Source organism: Mesorhizobium sp. M0862, from assembly GCF_040319795.1.
Classification (GTDB): domain Bacteria; phylum Pseudomonadota; class Alphaproteobacteria; order Rhizobiales; family Rhizobiaceae; genus Mesorhizobium.
In genome coordinates, this window is the sequence record NZ_JAMYOJ010000014.1 from 118,793 (window position 1) to 136,515 (window position 17,723).

Annotated in this window: 18 protein-coding genes; 11 read left to right on the forward strand and 7 right to left on the reverse strand. The window is 63.9% G+C overall.

The genetic code is table 11. From position 1 onward, the window contains the following. Nucleotides 1–61 precede the first annotated feature (61 nt). Together NKI15_RS21350 and NKI15_RS21355 are read right to left on the reverse strand one after the other, a co-directional pair. The gene (locus NKI15_RS21350) at nucleotides 62–295 is read right to left on the reverse strand and encodes a hypothetical protein (RefSeq protein ID WP_081731260.1); all 234 of its coding nucleotides are present in this window, start codon (nucleotides 293–295) and stop codon (nucleotides 62–64) included. 145 nt (nucleotides 296–440) lie between these two features. Next, nucleotides 441–1,070: a glutathione S-transferase family protein gene (locus NKI15_RS21355; RefSeq protein ID WP_352886875.1), complete on the reverse strand. Its 630-nt coding sequence runs from the start codon at nucleotides 1,068–1,070 to the stop codon at nucleotides 441–443. Between the two features lie 209 nt (nucleotides 1,071–1,279). On the opposite strand from NKI15_RS21355, the gene NKI15_RS21360 reads away from it, so the two are divergent. The 7 genes from NKI15_RS21360 (at nucleotide 1,280) to NKI15_RS21390 (ending at nucleotide 8,771) form a co-directional block, all read left to right on the forward strand. Next, nucleotides 1,280–2,263, forward strand: coding sequence for a tagatose kinase (locus tag NKI15_RS21360; protein ID WP_031246361.1), 984 nt, complete (start codon nucleotides 1,280–1,282; stop codon nucleotides 2,261–2,263). After that, a complete protein-coding gene (locus tag NKI15_RS21365) occupies nucleotides 2,260–3,537 on the forward strand; it encodes a D-tagatose-bisphosphate aldolase, class II, non-catalytic subunit (protein ID WP_023742422.1) in 1,278 nt (425 codons plus the stop codon). Before NKI15_RS21360 ends, NKI15_RS21365 begins: the two co-directional genes overlap by 4 nt. A 53-nt stretch (nucleotides 3,538–3,590) precedes the next feature. After that, complete coding sequence (locus NKI15_RS21370) at nucleotides 3,591–4,181, forward strand: DUF922 domain-containing Zn-dependent protease (protein ID WP_023742421.1); 591 nt, start codon at nucleotides 3,591–3,593, stop codon at nucleotides 4,179–4,181. Between the two features lie 194 nt (nucleotides 4,182–4,375). Beyond that, nucleotides 4,376–5,461 carry an ABC transporter ATP-binding protein gene (locus NKI15_RS21375; protein WP_352886878.1) on the forward strand — a complete coding sequence of 362 codons (1,086 nt, stop codon included), beginning with the start codon at nucleotides 4,376–4,378 and terminating at the stop codon, nucleotides 5,459–5,461. Between the two features lie 39 nt (nucleotides 5,462–5,500). Continuing rightward, a complete protein-coding gene (locus NKI15_RS21380; protein ID WP_023693796.1) occupies nucleotides 5,501–6,826 on the forward strand; it encodes an ABC transporter substrate-binding protein in 1,326 nt (441 codons plus the stop codon). A 141-nt stretch (nucleotides 6,827–6,967) separates the two neighbouring features. Then, nucleotides 6,968–7,867 carry a carbohydrate ABC transporter permease gene (locus NKI15_RS21385; protein WP_488494731.1) on the forward strand — a complete coding sequence of 300 codons (900 nt, stop codon included), beginning with the start codon at nucleotides 6,968–6,970 and terminating at the stop codon, nucleotides 7,865–7,867. Between the two features lies 1 nt (nucleotide 7,868). Further along, nucleotides 7,869–8,771 (forward strand): carbohydrate ABC transporter permease, encoded by a 903-nt coding sequence (locus tag NKI15_RS21390; protein ID WP_023673469.1) that lies wholly within the window; start codon nucleotides 7,869–7,871, stop codon nucleotides 8,769–8,771. A 31-nt stretch (nucleotides 8,772–8,802) separates the two neighbouring features. Here the strand turns inward: NKI15_RS21390 and NKI15_RS21395 are convergent, their stop codons facing one another. Then, entirely contained in the window at nucleotides 8,803–9,507 is a 705-nt protein-coding gene (locus tag NKI15_RS21395) for an SDR family oxidoreductase (RefSeq protein ID WP_023673468.1), read from the reverse strand. Nucleotides 9,508–9,638: 131 nt separating this feature from the next. Here NKI15_RS21395 and gcvA point away from each other — a divergent pair, with 131 nt between their 5' ends. Further along, on the forward strand, nucleotides 9,639–10,538 hold the full coding sequence (gene gcvA, locus NKI15_RS21400; protein WP_352515041.1) for a transcriptional regulator GcvA: 900 nt from the start codon (nucleotides 9,639–9,641) through the stop codon (nucleotides 10,536–10,538). 20 nt (nucleotides 10,539–10,558) lie between these two features. On the opposite strand, the gene NKI15_RS21405 is transcribed toward gcvA, so the two are convergent. Then, the gene (locus NKI15_RS21405; protein WP_023705120.1) at nucleotides 10,559–11,662 is read right to left on the reverse strand and encodes a flavin-containing monooxygenase; all 1,104 of its coding nucleotides are present in this window, start codon (nucleotides 11,660–11,662) and stop codon (nucleotides 10,559–10,561) included. A 122-nt stretch (nucleotides 11,663–11,784) separates the two neighbouring features. On the opposite strand from NKI15_RS21405, the gene NKI15_RS21410 reads away from it, so the two are divergent. Beyond that, a complete protein-coding gene (locus tag NKI15_RS21410; RefSeq protein ID WP_348528050.1) occupies nucleotides 11,785–12,057 on the forward strand; it encodes an FAD-dependent oxidoreductase in 273 nt (90 codons plus the stop codon). A gap of 61 nt (nucleotides 12,058–12,118) precedes the next feature. On the opposite strand, the gene NKI15_RS21415 is transcribed toward NKI15_RS21410, so the two are convergent. Beyond that, entirely contained in the window at nucleotides 12,119–12,535 is a 417-nt protein-coding gene (locus tag NKI15_RS21415) for a winged helix-turn-helix transcriptional regulator (RefSeq protein ID WP_023705122.1), read from the reverse strand. 136 nt (nucleotides 12,536–12,671) lie between these two features. On the opposite strand from NKI15_RS21415, the gene NKI15_RS21420 reads away from it, so the two are divergent. Then, nucleotides 12,672–13,259: a dihydrofolate reductase family protein gene (locus NKI15_RS21420; RefSeq protein ID WP_023724498.1), complete on the forward strand. Its 588-nt coding sequence runs from the start codon at nucleotides 12,672–12,674 to the stop codon at nucleotides 13,257–13,259. Between the two features lie 95 nt (nucleotides 13,260–13,354). Here the strand turns inward: NKI15_RS21420 and NKI15_RS21425 are convergent, their stop codons facing one another. Further along, the gene (locus NKI15_RS21425) at nucleotides 13,355–13,783 is read right to left on the reverse strand and encodes a VOC family protein (RefSeq protein WP_156931523.1); all 429 of its coding nucleotides are present in this window, start codon (nucleotides 13,781–13,783) and stop codon (nucleotides 13,355–13,357) included. Nucleotides 13,784–14,029: 246 nt separating this feature from the next. Between NKI15_RS21425 and NKI15_RS21430 the strand changes: the two genes are divergently transcribed. After that, a complete protein-coding gene (locus tag NKI15_RS21430) occupies nucleotides 14,030–15,238 on the forward strand; it encodes an MFS transporter (protein WP_023705125.1) in 1,209 nt (402 codons plus the stop codon). Between the two features lie 30 nt (nucleotides 15,239–15,268). Here NKI15_RS21430 and NKI15_RS21435 read toward each other — a convergent pair whose 3' ends face one another. Beyond that, complete coding sequence (locus tag NKI15_RS21435; RefSeq protein ID WP_023749889.1) at nucleotides 15,269–17,563, reverse strand: cation:proton antiporter domain-containing protein; 2,295 nt, start codon at nucleotides 17,561–17,563, stop codon at nucleotides 15,269–15,271. Nucleotides 17,564–17,723: the final 160 nt, after the last annotated feature.

Genomic DNA, 17,723 nt, shown 5'->3' on the forward strand with positions numbered 1-17,723 from the left:
GGGAATAGGCCGTAGGGAATAGGGAATAAGGTGGCGCAGACCGATACCCTACGCCTACGGCCTACTGCGACGCCGCTTGCCGGCCGTCCTCGTCGTCCGGCATATCGAGAATTTCGATCAGCCGCGCCACCTTCGTTCCCGGCAAGGGGCGACCCTCGTTGACCAGCGCCTCGTCGGCACCGAGCCAAGCGAACGCCTCGCGCAGTTCTTCAAGGGTGGCGCCGGTCAGCGCGATGTCGGCTATGACCGCCTCGTCTACCGGCCCCAACACCGAAATGATGTCGTTGCGTGTCATGGTCACCTCCATGCTAAGTGCCGGCCGGTCGTCGAGATGACGCCGAGACCCGGCCATCCAGCCAACGGATTGCGAGAAAAAACCGCCGACAAAGCAGAATCTGGGTCTTCTTTTCGACTAAGCAAGGTGAACGCGCCTTTTGCCTTCAAGCAGCCGAATGCCGATCGATGCTGTAGAGATGCACGGGATAGCCGGGACCGATGGCGTCGCGTACCCGGCCCGTCCAGGCACGAACCGCCGGATAAGCCGCCAGCGCAAAGCCGCAATCTTCGGCACGGTGGCCGTAGGCATAGACAGCAATGTCGGCGATGGTGAGCATGTCGCCGACAAGGAAGGGCGTGTCGTTCAGGCTGCGCTCCAGCGCTGCCAGCGTGCGGGCGCCGGCTTCGCGCTTGGCCGGAAGCGTCGCCTGGTTGCGCTCCAGCCTTCCGGCCAGCGTCCAGAAGCGCAGGGAGCCGATGACCGGCTCGACATGGTACTGTTCGAAGAACAGCCATTGCATAACTTTCGCGCTGACATAGCGATCCGCCGGCAGCAAGGGCGTGCCTTCGGCGAGATAAATGAGGATCGCATTCGATTCGGCGATCGCACGGCCATCCTCGAGTTCGAGCACAGGAACGGCGCCGGCCGGGTTGAGCTTCAGGAAGGCGTCGGTGTGGCTCTCGCCCTCGAAAGTCGACACCAGGCGGCTTTCATAGGGGATGTTGAGCAGGCCGAGCACGACCCTCGCCTTCCAACCGTTTTGCGACGGCAGATAATCATGAAGCGTGAGCATGGCTGTCCTTTCACTGCGGTCGACGCCTGATTTGCACGGTGCCACGATCCCAGCCACCCGAATCCTGCAATGTGTACGCGCAGAATAAATAAACTATACGCATGTAAGGTTTTATTGACTTCGCCCTATGTGCGATTTACCCGATAAACATTTGTGCCGAACAACTGCGCGAGCAAGCAATCAGTCTGTGACAAGGAGGAATCGCAAGCATGAGCCTTTCGCGCCGCAGCGAAATCGCCGCCGAGGCCGTGGGGCCAACAATTGCCGCCGGCGAAATCCTGGTCGAGATCATGGCGACGGAACGGGGTTTCGGCTTCCTCGAGCCGCAAACGCTCGTCGGGCCATTCCCCAGCGGTGCGCCGGCGATCTTCATCGATCAGGTTGCGCGGCTGGGGGGCGGCGCCGGCATTATCGGCTGCGTCGGCCGCGACGATTTCGGCACGCTCAACCTGGACAGGCTGAAGCGCGACGGTGTGGACGTCTCCGCCGTCGATATCAGCGACCGCTTCCCGACGGGATGCGCCTTCGTGCGCTATCGGCCCAATGGTATCAGGGACTTCGTCTACAACATCGCCGAATCCGCCGCCGGGCAGATCCACCTGACCACTGCTGCGCGCCTGCTGGCGGACAGAGCCGGCCATCTGCATATCATGGGATCGACGCTGTCGGTGGCAGGGCTGAAGGAGATTGTGACCTACGCAGTGAGGGCGGTGCGTGCCCGCGGCGGCTCAACCTCGTTCGACCCGAATGTGCGCAAGGAGCTGATCGGCGCCGACGGTGCGCTGTTTTCCGCACTCATCGACGATGCCGACCTGCTGCTGCCGTCCGGCGACGAATTGCTCGCTACGGCGGGCGTCGATGACGAGCATCAGGCGGTGGCGGCGCTGTTTGCCAGAGGCGTCGGCGAGATCGTGCTGAAGCGCGGTGCTGACGGCTCTTCCTGGTTCGGCGCCGACGGCGCCAGGATCGACTGCGCCGGTTTTCAGGTCGAGGAAGTCGACCCGACGGGCGCCGGCGATTGTTTCGGCGCCACTTACCTGACCTGCCGGCGCCAGGGGATGGAGCCCGGCAAGGCGCTGCTTTATGCCAATGCCGCCGGCGCCCGCAACGTCACCCGGCGCGGCCCGATGGAGGGCACCGCCGGCTTCGATGCGCTTGACCAATTCATCAAGGGAACAGCGAGACGGACATGAGTGCCAACCCGCTTGCAGGCCTCGCCAGCGCGCGCAAAAACGGCCCGCCCTACGGCATCACCTCGATCTGCTCGGCTCATCCGCTGGTGATCCAGACAGCAATACGGCGCGCCGTTGCCGACAGGGATAAAAGCCTGCTGATCGAGGCAACCTGCAATCAGGTCAACCAGTTCGGCGGCTATACCGGAATGACCCCGGCGCTGTTCGTCGCCTTCGTGCTGGAGATCGCCTGTCGCGAGGGGCTGGAAGCCTCGCGCATCATCTTCGGCGGCGACCATCTGGGACCGAACCCGTGGCGCGCAGAGCCGGCGGCGCAGGCGATGGACAAGGCCGAGGCCATGGTCGGCGCCTATATCGCGGCCGGCTTCACCAAGATTCATCTCGACGCATCGATGGGCTGCGCCGGCGAGCCGGCGGCGCTTGACGACGAGACCATCGCCACCCGGGCGGCGCGACTGGCAAAGGCGGCCGAAACGGCCGCGCACGCCGCAGGCAGCACCTTGCCGGTCTACATCATCGGCACCGAAGTCCCCGCCCCCGGCGGCGTCCACCACGCGATCAGCGAGTTGAAGCCGACCGAGGCGGAGGCGGCGCGGCGCACGATCGAGGTTCACCGGGAGATCTTTGCCCGTGAGGGGCTGACGGAGGCCTTCGGCCGCGTCATCGCCGTGGTGGTGCAGCCGGGCGTGGAATTCGGCAGCCAGAACGTCGTCGCCTACGCGCCCGAGAAATCCAAGGGCCTGACCGGCTTGCTCGATGAGCAGCCGTCGCTCGTCTACGAGGCGCATTCGACCGACTACCAGAGCCGTGCGGCTTTGACCGCGCTGGTCGCAAACGGCTTTCCCATCCTCAAGGTCGGCCCCGGCCTGACCTTCGCCTTGCGCGAGGCGCTTTACGGGCTCGACCTGATAGCATCCGAAATGATCACGGATTATGGCGACCGGTCGCTCGCCCGGACCATGGAAGGCGCGATGCTGGCAGCACCCGGCCATTGGCACAGCCACTATCACGGCAACGAAGCAGAGCTCTATGTGCAGCGGCATTACAGCTACAGCGACCGCATCCGCTATTATTGGAGCAACCCCACCGCTGTCGCGGCCGTCGAGCGCCTGCGCAAGGCGCTGGACGGGGTCGCCATTCCCGAAACGCTGATGCGGCAATTCCTGCCGGCGCTGCCGGCCGAACTCGGGTCGGCGGGCAATCCCGAGGCTATCCTTCTCGAAGCTGTCGATCAGGTGCTGGCCGACTATGACGCGGCCTGCCGTGGGACCTGAGTGCATTTGCGCCGGGTTGATCTTTGCCTCAGCCCAGTGTCTCTGACGTTTCCATGAAACCAGCCATGTTCTTTCTCCTGTTCGCGGCCTCTCTGCTGGCGTCGCCGGCACGCGCCGACTGGAAGCCGGTCGAAAAGGTCGAGACCTACGCCATCGCAGGGCGGACCGGCCCGGAACTCTATGCCGCGATCGGTGAAGCCGGCCCCTTGCTCGGCAAGGGCCGGGTCATCGCGCACACCAATTTCAAGCTGACCTGGACCAGGGACTACAGGCCGAAAGGCGACGCCTGCGAGCTGGTGTCGGCGCGGCCGAAACTGATCATCACCTATACCTTGCCGAAGCCGGCCGAACCGTTGCCGGCTTCCGTCCAGAAGAACTGGACGGTGTTCATCGCCGGGCTCGCCGCCCACGAGAGAGTGCATGGCGCAGCCATCGCCGAGATGGTGCGCAAGATCGAGGCGGTGAGCGTCGGCCTGACCGTTACTGATGACCCCGGCTGCAGCAAGATCAGAACCGAGCTGACGAGGCAACTCGCCCAGATCTCGCTGGCTCAGCGGCAGGCGAGCCGCGACTTCGACCGGGTCGAATTCGGCCCCGGCGGAAACCTGCAGAAGCTGGTGCTGGCTTTTGTGAATGGGGGGTAGTTTGCCGGCGAACCGGTCATTGCGCCGGTGTTCCGAACGACAAGAGCACCGGCCGCATGGCCGCTTTACAGGCAGGCTTGGTAGCGCTACCGTCTGATCGTCACGCGACCTGTTGGGGGAATGGGAGACGGTCGCGAGGCGGGAGAGGAGCGGTTTCCTTCGGGGCGTCGCAAGAAGCATTCGGGAGGAGATCGATGGCGTCTGTCGCGATCGGCGATGTTTACAAATCGTTCGGGACCGTCGAGGTCCTGCATGGCGTCAGTGTGGATATCGACGACGGCGAATTCGTCACGCTGGTCGGCCCGTCGGGTTGCGGAAAATCGACCCTTCTCAGGATGATCGCCGGCCTGGAAAAAATTTCTCGGGGCGAGATCGCGATCGGGGATCGGGTCGTCAACAACGTTGCGCCGAAAGAGCGCGACGTTGCCATGGTGTTCCAGAACTACGCGCTCTACCCGCACATGACGGTCGCCGAGAACATGGCGTTCTCGCTCATGCTCAAAGGTGTTTCGAAGGCCGATTGCGCTACCAGCATTCAGCGCGCCGCCGAAATCCTCGGGCTGGTGCCATTGCTGACGCGATATCCGCGCCAGCTTTCCGGCGGCCAGCGCCAGCGCGTCGCCATGGGCCGGGCGATAGTGCGCGATCCACAGGTTTTCCTGTTCGACGAACCGCTCTCCAATCTCGACGCCAAGCTCAGGGTGCAGATGCGCGCCGAGATCAAGGAACTGCACCAGCGGCTCAAGACGACCACAGTCTATGTCACCCACGACCAGATCGAGGCCATGACCATGGCCGACAAGATCGTCGTCATGCATGACGGCATCGTCGAACAGATCGGACCGCCGCTGGAGCTCTACGACAGGCCAAACAATCTCTTCGTCGCCAGTTTCATCGGCTCGCCCGCCATGAACCTGATCAAGGGCGAGATCGTCACCGACGGATCTCCGTCCTTTCGCGGCGCCGGGGGAATTTCCGTGCCGCTGGCCGGCGCGCCGGCCGTTGGCAACGGTCATCCGGTGGTGCTGGGAATACGGCCCGAGCATTTGCGGCTATCGTCAGACCAAGGCTTTCCAGTCACCGTCGCGGTGGTCGAGCCGACCGGGTCGGAAGTGCAGATCATCGGCCGCACCGCCGGCGGCGACGAGATCGTCGCCAATTTCCGCGAACGCCATGCCTTCACACCGGGCGAATCCATACGGCTCTCTGCCGCGCCTGGCCTGATTCATCTCTTTGACGGCAAGACCGGAACACGATTTGAAACGCGTAAGGGATGGTAAGGACCGCATAGCAAGGAAGATAAACCGGAGGAGACGACCATGAAATTCACGAGACGCGATGTAATCCGCACGACCGCAGGTGCCGCGGCGGGAGCTCTGGGAAGCCGGTTCGTCGGCTCGCCGGCTTTTGCCCAGGAGGGCTTGAAATACAAGCCCGAGGAAGGCGCAAAGCTGCGGCTGCTGCGCTGGTCGCCCTTCGTCAAGGGCGATGAGGATCAATGGCTGGCCAACACCAAGCGCTTCACCGAGGCGACAGGTGTCGAGGTTCGTGTCGACAAGGAAAGCTGGGAGGACATTCGCCCCAAGGCAGCGGTCGCCGCCAATGTCGGTTCCGGCCCGGACCTGATGTTCGTCTGGTTCGACGACCCGCATCAATATCCCGACAAGCTGCATGACGTGACCGAGCTCGGCGAGTATCTGGGCTCGAAATATGGCGGCTGGCACGACGGACCAAAGCAATATGCGACGCGGGACGGCAAGTTCGTCGGCCTGCCGCTGGCCACCATCGGCAATGCCATCGTCTATCGCGAAAGCTGGGTGAAGGAGGCCGGCTTCTCGGAATTTCCGAAGGACACGGCAGGCTTCCTCGAGCTCTGCAAGGCGTTGCAGGCAAAGGGACATCCGGCCGGCTTCACGCACGGCCATGGCGTCGGGGACGGCAACAACTACGCGCACTGGCTGCTGTGGAGCCATGGCGGCCAGATGGTCGACGAGAGCGGCAAGGTGGCGATCAACAGCCCCGAGACGCTAAAGGCGATCGGTTACGCGCAGGAACTCTACAAGACCTTCATTCCCGGGACCGAAAGCTGGCTGGACGTCAATAATAACCGCGCCTTCCTGGCCGGCGAACTCGGCGTTATCGCCAACGGCATTTCCGCCTACAACACAGCCAAGATCAACAAGGACAACGATCCGAAGCTGGCTGAGATCGCCAAGGACATCCGCACCACCAACCTGCCGATCGGTCCCGTCGGGAAATCGGTCGAACTGTTCCAGGTGACCACGGCCGTCATCTTCAACTACACGCCCTACCCCAATGCGGCCAAGGCCTATCTGCAGTTCATGTTCGAGGATCCGCAAATGACCGACTGGATCACCTCCTCGGCGGGCTATTGCTGCCAGACGCTGAAGGCCTTCGACAACAATCCGGTGTGGACGGCCGACCCGAACAACGCCGCCTACGCAAAGGCCTCGGCGACGCTGCGTCCCAACGGCTATGCCGGGCCGCTCGGCTATGCCTCGGCGGCGACCATGGCCGACTATGTCCTGGTCGACATGTTTGCCAAGGCGGTGACCGGCCAGGCGACGCCGCAGGAGGCGATGGAGGAGGCGGAGAAGCGCGCCAACCGCTACTACCGCGTTTGATCACGGCACCGCCGGGCAGCGTCTAGTGCGCTGCCCGGCCCGTCGCACAATCCCATGGCGGCCGTTGACGCCGTGACCTGATTCCCCGATGAGGAGCCCTCCATGGCCGTGCCGTCCGTTGCCGCCCAGCCGCGTCCGTCGATGCTTTCGCGGATTCCCGAAAGCCGCAACGCGCTGGGCTTCGGCTTCATGCTGCCGGCGGCGGCGCTGCTGCTGGTCTTCCTGACCTATCCGCTCGGGCTGGGCGTCTGGCTCGGTTTCACCGATGCCCGGATCGGCCGCCCCGGCATATTCATCGGCGTCGAGAACTATCAGTACCTTTGGAATGACAACGTCTTCTGGCTCTCCGTCTTCAACACGCTGCTCTACACGGTCAGCGCCTCGATCCTGAAGTTCGTGCTCGGCCTGTGGCTGGCGCTCATCCTCAATGAAAACCTGCCGTTCAAATGGTTCTTCCGCGCGATAGTCCTGCTGCCCTGGGTGGTGCCCACCGTACTGTCAGCCATCGCCTTCTGGTGGATCTACGATTCGCAGTTCTCCATCCTGTCCTGGGCGCTGCAGCAAATGGGCCTGATCGACCACCGCATCAATTTCCTCGGCGATCCGGAGAATGCGCGCGCTTCGGTTATCGCCGCCAACGTCTGGCGCGGCATTCCTTTCGTCGCCATCACGCTGCTCGCCGGCCTGCAGACCATTCCGCAGTCGCTCTACGAGGCGGCCACGCTCGACGGCGCCAGTCGCTGGCAGTTGTTTCGTTATGTGACTCTGCCGCTGCTGACGCCGATCATCGCCATCACCATGACCTTCTCGGTGCTGTTCACTTTCACCGATTTCCAGCTGATCTACGTGCTGACCCGGGGCGGACCGGTGAATGCCACGCATCTGATGGCGACATTGTCTTTCCAGCGCGGCATTTCCGGCGGCCAGCTTGGCGAGGGCGCGGCCATCGCGGTGGCCATGATCCCGTTCCTGCTGGCGGCGATCCTGTTCAGCTATTTCGGCCTGCAACGCCGCAAATGGCAACAAGGCGGCGGAGACTGACATGGTCAAGACGGCCGCGACAAGGAAGGCGAAACGTGGGGATATCGACGAAGGCGGCATGGGCTACCTGCAGAGCCTGCCGCGCCGCGTGGTGACGGTCTATCTGCCGCTGCTGGTGTTCGTCTTCGTGCTGTTGTTTCCGTTTTACTGGATGACGATCACGGCGGTTAAGCCCAATCTCGAGATGACCGACTATGCGCAGTTCAATCCGTTCTGGGTGGTGCATCCGACATTGGAGCATATCCGCTATCTCCTGTTCGAGACCTCCTATCCGGGCTGGCTGCTCAACACGATCATCATCTCGACCGCCGCTACTTTCCTGTCGCTGCTGGCGTCGGTGTTCGCCGCCTATGCGATCGAGCGGCTGCGGTTTTCCGGGGCGCGGCAGGTCGGCCTCGGCATCTTCCTCGCCTATCTGGTGCCGCCCTCGATCCTGTTCATTCCGCTGTCGGTAATGGTGTTCAACCTCGGGCTCTACGACACGCCCTTCGCGCTCATCCTTACCTATCCAACCTTCCTGGTGCCGTTCTGCACGTGGCTGTTGATGGGTTACTTCCGCTCCATCCCGTTCGAACTGGAAGAATGCGCGCTGATAGACGGAGCGAGCCGGTGGCAGATCCTCACCAAAATCGTGCTGCCGCTCTCGGTGCCGGGCCTGATCTCCGCCGGCATATTCGCCTTCACCCTGTCATGGAACGAGTTCATCTACGCGCTGACATTCATCCAGTCCTCGGAAAACAAGACCGTGCCGGTGGGTGTGCTGACCGAGTTGGTGCGCTCCGACGTCTACGAATGGGGGGCGCTGATGGCGGGAGCGCTGATCGGCTCGCTTCCGGTGGTGGTGCTCTATTCGTTCTTCGTCGAGCACTATGTCTCGTCGATGACCGGCGCGGTGAAGGAGTGACGCGCCGGCTCACGCAAGGCGACCGGCGCGGTCAGATCGCGCCGATGATGCCGCCGTCGACGCGGATGTTCTGGCCGGTGATGTAGCCCGCACCTTCGGAAGCGAGGAAGGCGATGGTCGCGGCGATCTCCTCCGACGTGCCGTAGCGCTGCATCGGCACGCTGTCGCGGCGCTCCTCGGTGGCCGGCAGGCTGTCGATCCAGCCGGGCAGCACATTGTTCATGCGCACATTGTCGGCGGCGTAGGTGTTGGCGAAGATCTTGGTGTAGGCGGCAAGCCCGGCGCGGAACACGGCGGATGTCGGGAACATCGGGCTCGGCTCGACCACCCAGGCGGTCGAGATGTTGATGATGGCGCCAGCCCTCTGCTTGACCATCTGCGGCGCCACGATGCGCACCGGCCGGATGACGTTCATCAGATAGACGTCGAGACCGGTGTGCCACTGCTCGTCGGTGATTTCGAGGATCGGCGCGCGTGGCCCGTGGCCGCCGCTGTTGACCAGCACGTCGATGCGGCCGAAGCGCTCGAGCGTCAGATCGGCGAGCCGCTGCAGATCGTCATTCGACTGGTTGGAGCCGGTGACGCCGAGGCCGCCAAGCTCCTTGGCCAGAGCCTCGCCCTTACCGGAGGACGACAGGATCGCGACCTTGAACCCGTCCGCCGCCAGCCGCTTGGCCGCCGCCGCGCCCATACCGCTGCCACCCGCGACGACGACTGCTACTTTTTCTACACTCATCTCGATTTTCCTTCGCACGGGCTGGCGGGACTCTGAAGCACATGTTTCCGACCTTCGAGCAATGCTATAAACGGTTTTGCCATCTGGTTCGAACCAGAAAGCCTGAAATCAAGCTGTAGAAAAACTCCTGCATGCCTGAAGCCTTCCTGAGCCTGCCACCATTGAATGCGCTGCGTGCCTTCGAAGCCGCCGCGCGTCATCTCAACTTCCGCATCGCCGCGCAGGAGCTGAACGTGACGCAAGGGGCGGTGGCGCAGCATATACGCGGGTTGGAGGCCGATCTCGGCGCAAAGCTGTTCGACCGGCTGCCGCGCGGCCTGGCGCTGACCGACGAAGGCCGCGCCTATGCGCCGAACATCCGCCGCGCCTTCGAGCTGATCTCCGAGGCAACGCTGCTGTTGCGGCCCGAACCGGCGCGACTGACGATCAGCGTCACGCCGAGCTTTGCCACCAAATGGCTGATCCCGAAACTGCCGGAGTTCGTCGCGCACAACCCGCTGGTCGATTTGCGAATCCTGGCCAGCGAAAGCCTGTCGAGTTTTCAGGCCGATGGCGTCGACATTGCGGTCAGGCAAGGCCGCCTGCCCTTCGGCGCCGGCCTGATGGTGGATCTTTTGTTTCCACAGCAGATCATCGCCATCTGCAGCCCTGCCCTGCTGCCGACCGGCGCGAACGAGATCGCGCCGACCGACATCCAGCACCACGTCCTGCTGCACGACGCGCACAATCTATGGCCGGAATTCATGGAAAAGGCGCTCGGCCTGAGGATGGCCACCGAGGCCAAACGCATGCGCTTCAACCAGACAGGCCTCGCGATCGACGCCGCCATTGCCGGCCAGGGCATCGCGCTGGCCAGCCGGTTTCTCGTATCCGCCGACATTGCCGCCGGCCGGCTGGTGCAGCCGATCAACGCGGAGATGCGTGGGACGCACGATTTCTATGTCGTGATGCCGCGCAAGCAACGGCACCCAGAACCGACGCAAGCCGTGCGGCAATGGCTGCTGGATGAGGGCGATGCGGCGCGGCTGTGATGGATAGCCGATCTCCCCTTTTACCGCCGCCGAGCAATGTCGGCCGCCACTGCCTTCGCCTCGCGTCCAATTTCCCTGAGCAGACCGGTGACCGGATTGTAGAAGCCGACGAGGTAGAGGCCGAGTTGCGAGGCGCGGGCGTTGACGCCACTGCGCTCCGGCTGCAATTCCACGGGCAGAAACTTTTCGTAGCCCGGGCGATAGCCGGTGGCGAGGATGACGGCGTCGAAATTTTCCTGCCTGCCGTCGGTGTACGCAGCGCCGCGCTCGGTGAAGCCCGCTATGTCGGGCGCGATCTTGATGGCGCCTTTGGTGATGGCGTCGACCGTGCCGACGTCGATGACCGGGATGCGGCCGACTTCGTCGATCTGTTGCAGGATGCCCTGCTTCGGCCTGACGATGCCGTATTTCTCGAGCTTGCCCAGCGCGAAATCGAGGATGATCGGAAACATCCAGTCGTTCAGCGCCTGAGGCATTGGCCGGCTGGCGATGCCGACCATCTGGATCGGCACGCCAAACAGCTGGCGCGGCACGATGTGGACGCCCTTGCGCACCGAAATGGTCGGACGCGCGCCATTTTCCGCCAAGTCGAGCGCGATCTCGGCGCCGGTGTTGCCCATGCCGACGATCAGCACCGAGCGGCCGGCAAAGGGCGCCGCTTGCGTATAGTCGGCGCTGTGCAGCACCTCGCCCTTGAAAGCCTCGATGGCAGGGAGCCGGGGGACGATCGGCTCGGCATTGTTACCGCTGGCGATAACGACATGGCGCGCCTTGAGGTTGTCCGATCCTGTCTCGACCAGAAAACCGCCGTCCCCGAGGCGAATGGCTTTCACCGTCACGCCGAAGCGCGGGCGCAGATCGAATTTTTCCGCATAGTCGTCGAGGTAACGGACCACCAGTTCGCGCGGCACGTAGCGCGGATAGTTTTTGGGAAAGGGCAGGAACGGCAGCGACGAGAACGACTTGACCGTATGCAGATGCAGTCGCCGATAGTGCCGCCGCCAGGCGGGCGCGATCTCCTGCGATTTTTCGAGCAGGATGAAATCCACTCCTGCCCGCTTCAGGCAGGCACCGACCGCAAGGCCGGCAGGCCCGGCGCCGACAATAACGACAGTGGTGTCCAAGCGATTCTCCTCCCGCTAGCTCCTTAGGCTACGCGTAGAAGCGCAGGCGGGACAAGGCGCGCCTCACCTTCTCCCCTTGTTGGAGAAGGTGGATCGGCGCGCTAGCGCCGAGACGCCTTCGCATCGCGGCGCGCACGCTGCGCATCCTGTCCGGTCTCGGCTCACCCCCGGTGACGAATGTCTATCCCGGCAATCGCCCCATGCTGTCGGACGGGCTGCCTGTCGCCGGCCGCACCGCGGTCGAAGAGCTCTACGTGCATGGCGGCATGGGCCCAATCGGCATGCATGCCGCCCCCGCCACCGCGCGCTGGCTGGAAGAGGCCGTGGTTTCGGGCGATGGCAATCCGAAGCAGACATGGCTCCGGCCACAGCGATTTGCGGGATGGGAAGGGTGAGGCTGCGCGACGTCGTGTCGATCTAGCCCCCATCGGCCCGAAGGGAGGGCTGGCGTTGCTCCTAGCCGATATGCTCGGCGCGCAGCTTCTTCTTTATCTGCTCCAGGCCCGCCTCGCCGCCCGCCGCCAGTTCGTCGGCGATCCTTGCCAGCTCGTCATCGGCGTTGCGGTACTTGCTGCCCCAGGCGCCGAGCGTCGCCAGCACCGGCAACAGGTCGATGCCCGCCTCCGTCAGCTTGTAGATCGCCTTGAGCTTGTGCGTGGGGTCGTCGCTTCTGGTGACGATGCCCTCATCCTGCAAGGTCTGCAGCCGCTCGGCCAGGGTGCGCGACGAGATGCCTTCGCCTGATAGCAGAAACTCCCGGAAGTGCCTTTTTCCGGCGAAAATCATGTCGCGGATGATCAGCAGCGTCCAGCGGTCACCGAGCAATTCGAGCGATAGGCTGATGGGACAGCCGGATCTTTCCCTGGTCGACATTTAAATGCTTCCATTTTTAAATCACTTTACTATTGACATCATTTTTCACTCGTGTCAATGGTTCCGAAAGTAAAGCAATAACCAACGCCGCCTGACCTGGCGCTGGTGACACCAGAGCTCAATCAGGAGAACAACGATGAGAAAACTGATCCTGCAGATGCAGATGTCGGTCGACGGTTTTGTCGGCGCGGCCGGCGATGAGCACTGGCAGCTCTGGGAATGGGGCGCCAACTGCCCGTGGGACGACGACTTGAAGCAGGATTTCAACGCGGTGTTCGCCGGCATCGATACCATTCTGCTCAGCCGCAAGATGGCCGAAGAAGGCTATCTAACCCATTGGGGCAATGCGGCAAAAAACTATCCGCACGATCCCTTCTACGCCTTTGCGCAGCGCATCGTCGAGGCGCGCAAGGTGGTGCTGAGCGACAAGCTCGCGGCATCGCGGTGGGAGCGCACGACGCTTGCCAGCGGCGACCTGCCGCGCGAGGTCAAGGCGCTGAAAGCTGAAGGTGAAGGCGACATGGCGGTGTTCGGCGGCGCCGGCTTTGCCTCGGCGCTGATTGCAGCGGGGTTGGTCGATGAGTTCCAGCTGTTCATCAATCCGGCCGCGCTGGGCGACGGCGAGCGGATTTTCGACCGTGGCGGCTTCCGGAAATTGCGCCTGCTCGGCTCTAAAGCCTATGCCTGCGGAATGGTGGTGAACCGCTACGCGCCGGCAATGTGAAGCAGTTCAGCGATTGAATCCGTGGACCGCTTCAACTCTTTGTTTTTGCGAGAACTCCGGACGGATCACCGCAACCCGCTCCTCGTGAACCTGCGCTAGAAATTGATCTCGACCGAAGCGGCACTTCGCTTTGCCGGCCCGTGAAACACCGCCTCGATGTTGTTGCCGTCGGGGTCGAGCAGGAAGGCGGCGTAGTAGCCGGGGTGGTAGGGCCGCTCACCCGGCGCGCCATTGTCGGCCCCGCCGGCATCGAGGCCGGCCCTGTAGAAGGCATCGACCATGGCGTTATCCCTGGCCTGGAAGGCCAGATGATGGCGCCCGGTCAGTTGTCCCCTCGCCGCCCGGCTGTCGAGGCTTGAGATGAACAGTTCGTCGGCCCAGAAATAGTCCTCGGCCTCGCCGCCGATCGGAATGCCGAGCACCTTGAAGACGGCTTCATAGAAGCGCCGGCTCGCCTTGAGGTCCCTGACCACCAGCTGGACGTGGTCGATGAGGCGGCCGCGATGCAGTTCCATGAGCGATATCTCCCGTCGCGAGACCACAAAGCTAGTGCCGCGGAGCGGCTCGTCAATTCGGCAGTCTATCTTGTCGGCGCGCTTGGCAGCCTTACACCCTGCTTTTGTCATATCCGGATGGACTTCCACGCAGACCGGATAAAAAATGCAACCGGATTGTCGGATTCGAAATCCCGCCAACGTCCTTCGGACGCAAGCGGCGCAACGGAGCTGGAGCGAGTGGCGCCGCATCGAAACCGATCTCGGGAGAAGAGCATGAACAATTCCTACCGTTGGGTGATCGTCGCGTGCGGCGCGCTGATGACCTGTGTGGCGCTCGGCGCGATGTTTTCGCTGGCGATCTTCCTCGAGCCGATGGCGCTCGACACCAACTGGTCGCGAACCGGCATTTCCAGCGCCATGACGCTGAATTTCTTGGTGATGGGTGCAGGCGGTTTCGCCTGGGGCGCCATCTATGACCGTGTCGGCGCCCGCCCGGTGGTTTTTGCCGGCGCGGTGCTGCTCGGCCTGTCGCTGGTGGTGGCGAGCCGAGCCCAATCGCTGCTGGTCTTCCAGCTGAGCTATGGCGTCATCGTCGGGCTGGCGGCCAGCGCCTTCTTCGCGCCGATGATCGCGCTGACCACCGCCTGGTTCGAGACCCATCGCAGCCTGGCCGTGTCGCTGGTCTCGGCCGGCATGGGCGTGGCGCCGATGACCATCTCGCCCTTCGCGCGCTGGCTGATCACGGCCTATGACTGGCGGACCGCCATGTTCGACATCGGCATCATGGCCTGGGTGCTGTTGCTGCCGGCCGTCTTCCTGGTGCGCCAGCCGTCGACGGCGGTCGCGGCAGCGGATGGCAGCGCGCCCGCGCCTGCCGCGGCCCCCGGCATGTCAGTCGGCCAGGCGCTGCGCTCGCCGCAATTCCTGGTGCTGGGTATGACCTTCTTCGCCTGCTGCGCGGCGCATTCGGGGCCGATCTTCCACATGGTGAGCTATGCCATGTCGTGCGGCGTGGCGCCGATGGCAGCCGTGTCGATCTACAGCGTCGAGGGCCTTGCCGGCCTTGGCGGGCGCGTGCTCTACGGCGTGCTCGGCGACAGGCTGGGCGCCAAGCCGGTGCTGATCGTGGGCCTCGCCATCCAGGCGGTGGTGATCGCCGCCTATCTCGCCGTCGGCAATCTCGAGCAGTTCTATCTCCTGGCGATCATCTTCGGCGCCACCTATGGCGGCGTCATGCCGCTCTATGCGGTTCTGGCGCGCGACTATTTCGGGCCGCGCATCATCGGCACGATACTTGGCGCCGCGACCCTGTTGTCCAGCCTCGGCATGTCGTTCGGCCCGCTCGCCGGCGGCATGATCTTCGACGCCTATGCCAGCTATTCCTGGCTGTTCATCGGCTCGGCGCTGATCGGACTCGGTGCTGCCGGCATCGCCATCGGCTTCCCGCCGCAGCCCGGCCGAGAGAGGCTGCAGGCGGCATGAGCGAAATTTCCCCTCGAGGGGAAATACTCATCACCCTGTCCCCGTTCCCGAGCGCAGCTCTTCCCTGCCCTCGTCGTCGCGGCTGAGCCTGGCGTCCGAGATCAGCACCACCGGGCATTGGCAGCGCTGCAGCACGCCGGTGGTCGTCTCGCCAAAGAAGAGTTCCTCGCCAGGGCGCCGCGCCACGCCCATGACGATCAGCGCCGCCGCCCTGCCGGCCTGGCGGGCAATGGCATCGGCGGCGGCGGCCCGGCTGCGGATGGCCGTCTCGATCTCGACGCCATAGCGGTCGGCTAGCGCGACGGTATCCTTCAGCACCGCCTCCCTGTGGCGATGCGAGACAGTGTCGCGCGGTTCGTCGCGGCCGACGCGCGCGACATAAAGTATCTTGACCCGAGCACCCGTGACCGCTGCAATCGCCAGTGCCATTTCGGCACCCCGGCGGGCGATCGCGGTGCCGTTGACCGGAACCAGAATCTTCCCGCCTTCAGGTCCTAGCCTTGGCATTTGGCGGCCGGCGCCGGTCGCCTTCAGCACCAGGCATAGCGGACCCTCGAAGGCGCCGGCGATCTCGTTGATGCGGCGGGTAAACCCACCTTTCGAGGTGACCGCGCGGCCGAGCCCGATCAGCAGCAGCCCATAGCCTTTGCGCGCCTCCTTGGCAACCGTTTCGGCCGAAAGCTCGGCCTCGTGGCGCCGCGTGACAGGCGCCGCGCGGGCCAGCTCCTCGTCCGAACTCCTGGCGGCCTCGCGGCTGTCCTCGGCACCCTTTTCGATCGGCTCGAGCTTCGCATCCGTGCCGGGCTCGGCCTCCTCCCCCTCGCCTCGGGCATGCAGCACCGTCGTCGGCCTGCCGGCGCCCACGACTCCTGCGAGGTAAGCGGCAAAGCGGCCGACAACGCCCTCATCGGTCACCACCAGCAGTCGTTCCAGATTGGCGATGAAGCCGCGTTGGTCGATCTCCTCGCGCTCCAGACGCTTCTTCTCGTTCTCGCCCATCGGCAAGCGGCCGAGTGCCCAACGCAAGGTCGGCGGCATGGCGAGCGTGGTGATGACGGCCATGGTCACGATCATGGTGAAAAGATTGTGCGACAGAACGCCGATCGACAGGCCAATAGAGGCGACGATGACTTCGGTCGAGCCGCGCGCGTTCATGCCGCAACCGACGGCGATGCCTTCCCTGCGGCTCATGCCGGCAAGCTCGGCGCCGATGAAGGCGCCGGCGAATTTGCCGAAGCTGGCGATCAGCACCAAAGCGGCCGTGAGTAGCGCAAGCTCGTGGTCGACAAGCACGGTGAGATCCGCCGAAAGGCCGGCGACGCCGAAGAAAACCGGCATGAACAGCGCCATGATGACGCCGCGCAATTGCCCTTCGATATGACGCGACAGGATCGGCGATTCCCCAACCAGTATGCCGGCGACGAAGGCGCCGAGCACGGTGTGGACGCCGATCAGATCGGTGATCAGCGCCATTGCGCCCATGATGGCGAGAATGACGGTGACGACGGCGTATTCGCTGCGGAACGTATCGTTGGTCCAGCGGATGGCGTCGAAGACGATGCGGCGGCCAATCGTGAAGGAAAACCCCATGAAGGCGGCGACGCCGACAATGGTGAAGGCAAGGCTGCCGAGCTCGATGCGCCCCTTGGTGGCGATGCCGATGGTGATGGCGATGATCACCCAGCCGATCGTGTCCTCGATGATGGCCGACGAGACGATGATCTGACCGAGATCGCGGCGCATGAAGTTCATCTCGCGCACCACCATGGCGACGATCTTGACCGAGGAGATCGACAGCGCCGTGCCGAGGAAGAGACCGGCGACAATGCGCTCGGTTCCGTCGGCCAGCAGCGAGGCCGGCATGAGCTGTGCGGCGGTGAAGCCGAGCGCGAAAGGCACGGCGACGCCCGCGGCGGAGATGGAAAAGCACGCACGGCCGACCCTGCGCACCAGCCGCAGATCCGTCTCCATCCCGGTGAGCAACAGAAGCATCAACACGCCGAGCTGTGCGATGGCGCTGATCATGCTCTTTTGGGTGGCGTCGCCTGAAAAGATCACGCGTTCTGCTTCCGGCAATAGCCAGCCGAGCAGCGATGGCCCGAGCAGGATGCCGCCGATGAGCTGACCCATCACCGCCGGCTGGCCGAGACGCTCCAGCAATTCGCCGATGCCGCGGCCGACGAGAAGCAGAAGGAGGATTTCGAGAACGAAAATGCCCTCGCTGGACATGCCGGTCTTTTCGGCTGCCAACGATGCGGCCGGCATGAATGCGAAAGCTGCCGCGGCAAGCGCGACCGACCGGCGCCGGTTGACCACGAAGGACATGCACCCCCTCATCGTGCCCGGTATAACGTTTGCGGTCGAGATCGGTTGCACGCCACGCTCCCTTGGCGCGCCGCAGGTTCCTCCTTACCTGAATCGCATAACGGGCCTATCTGACTGCGGATAAACCGCCGAGACCCGGGCCGGCGACGGAACATTTTCA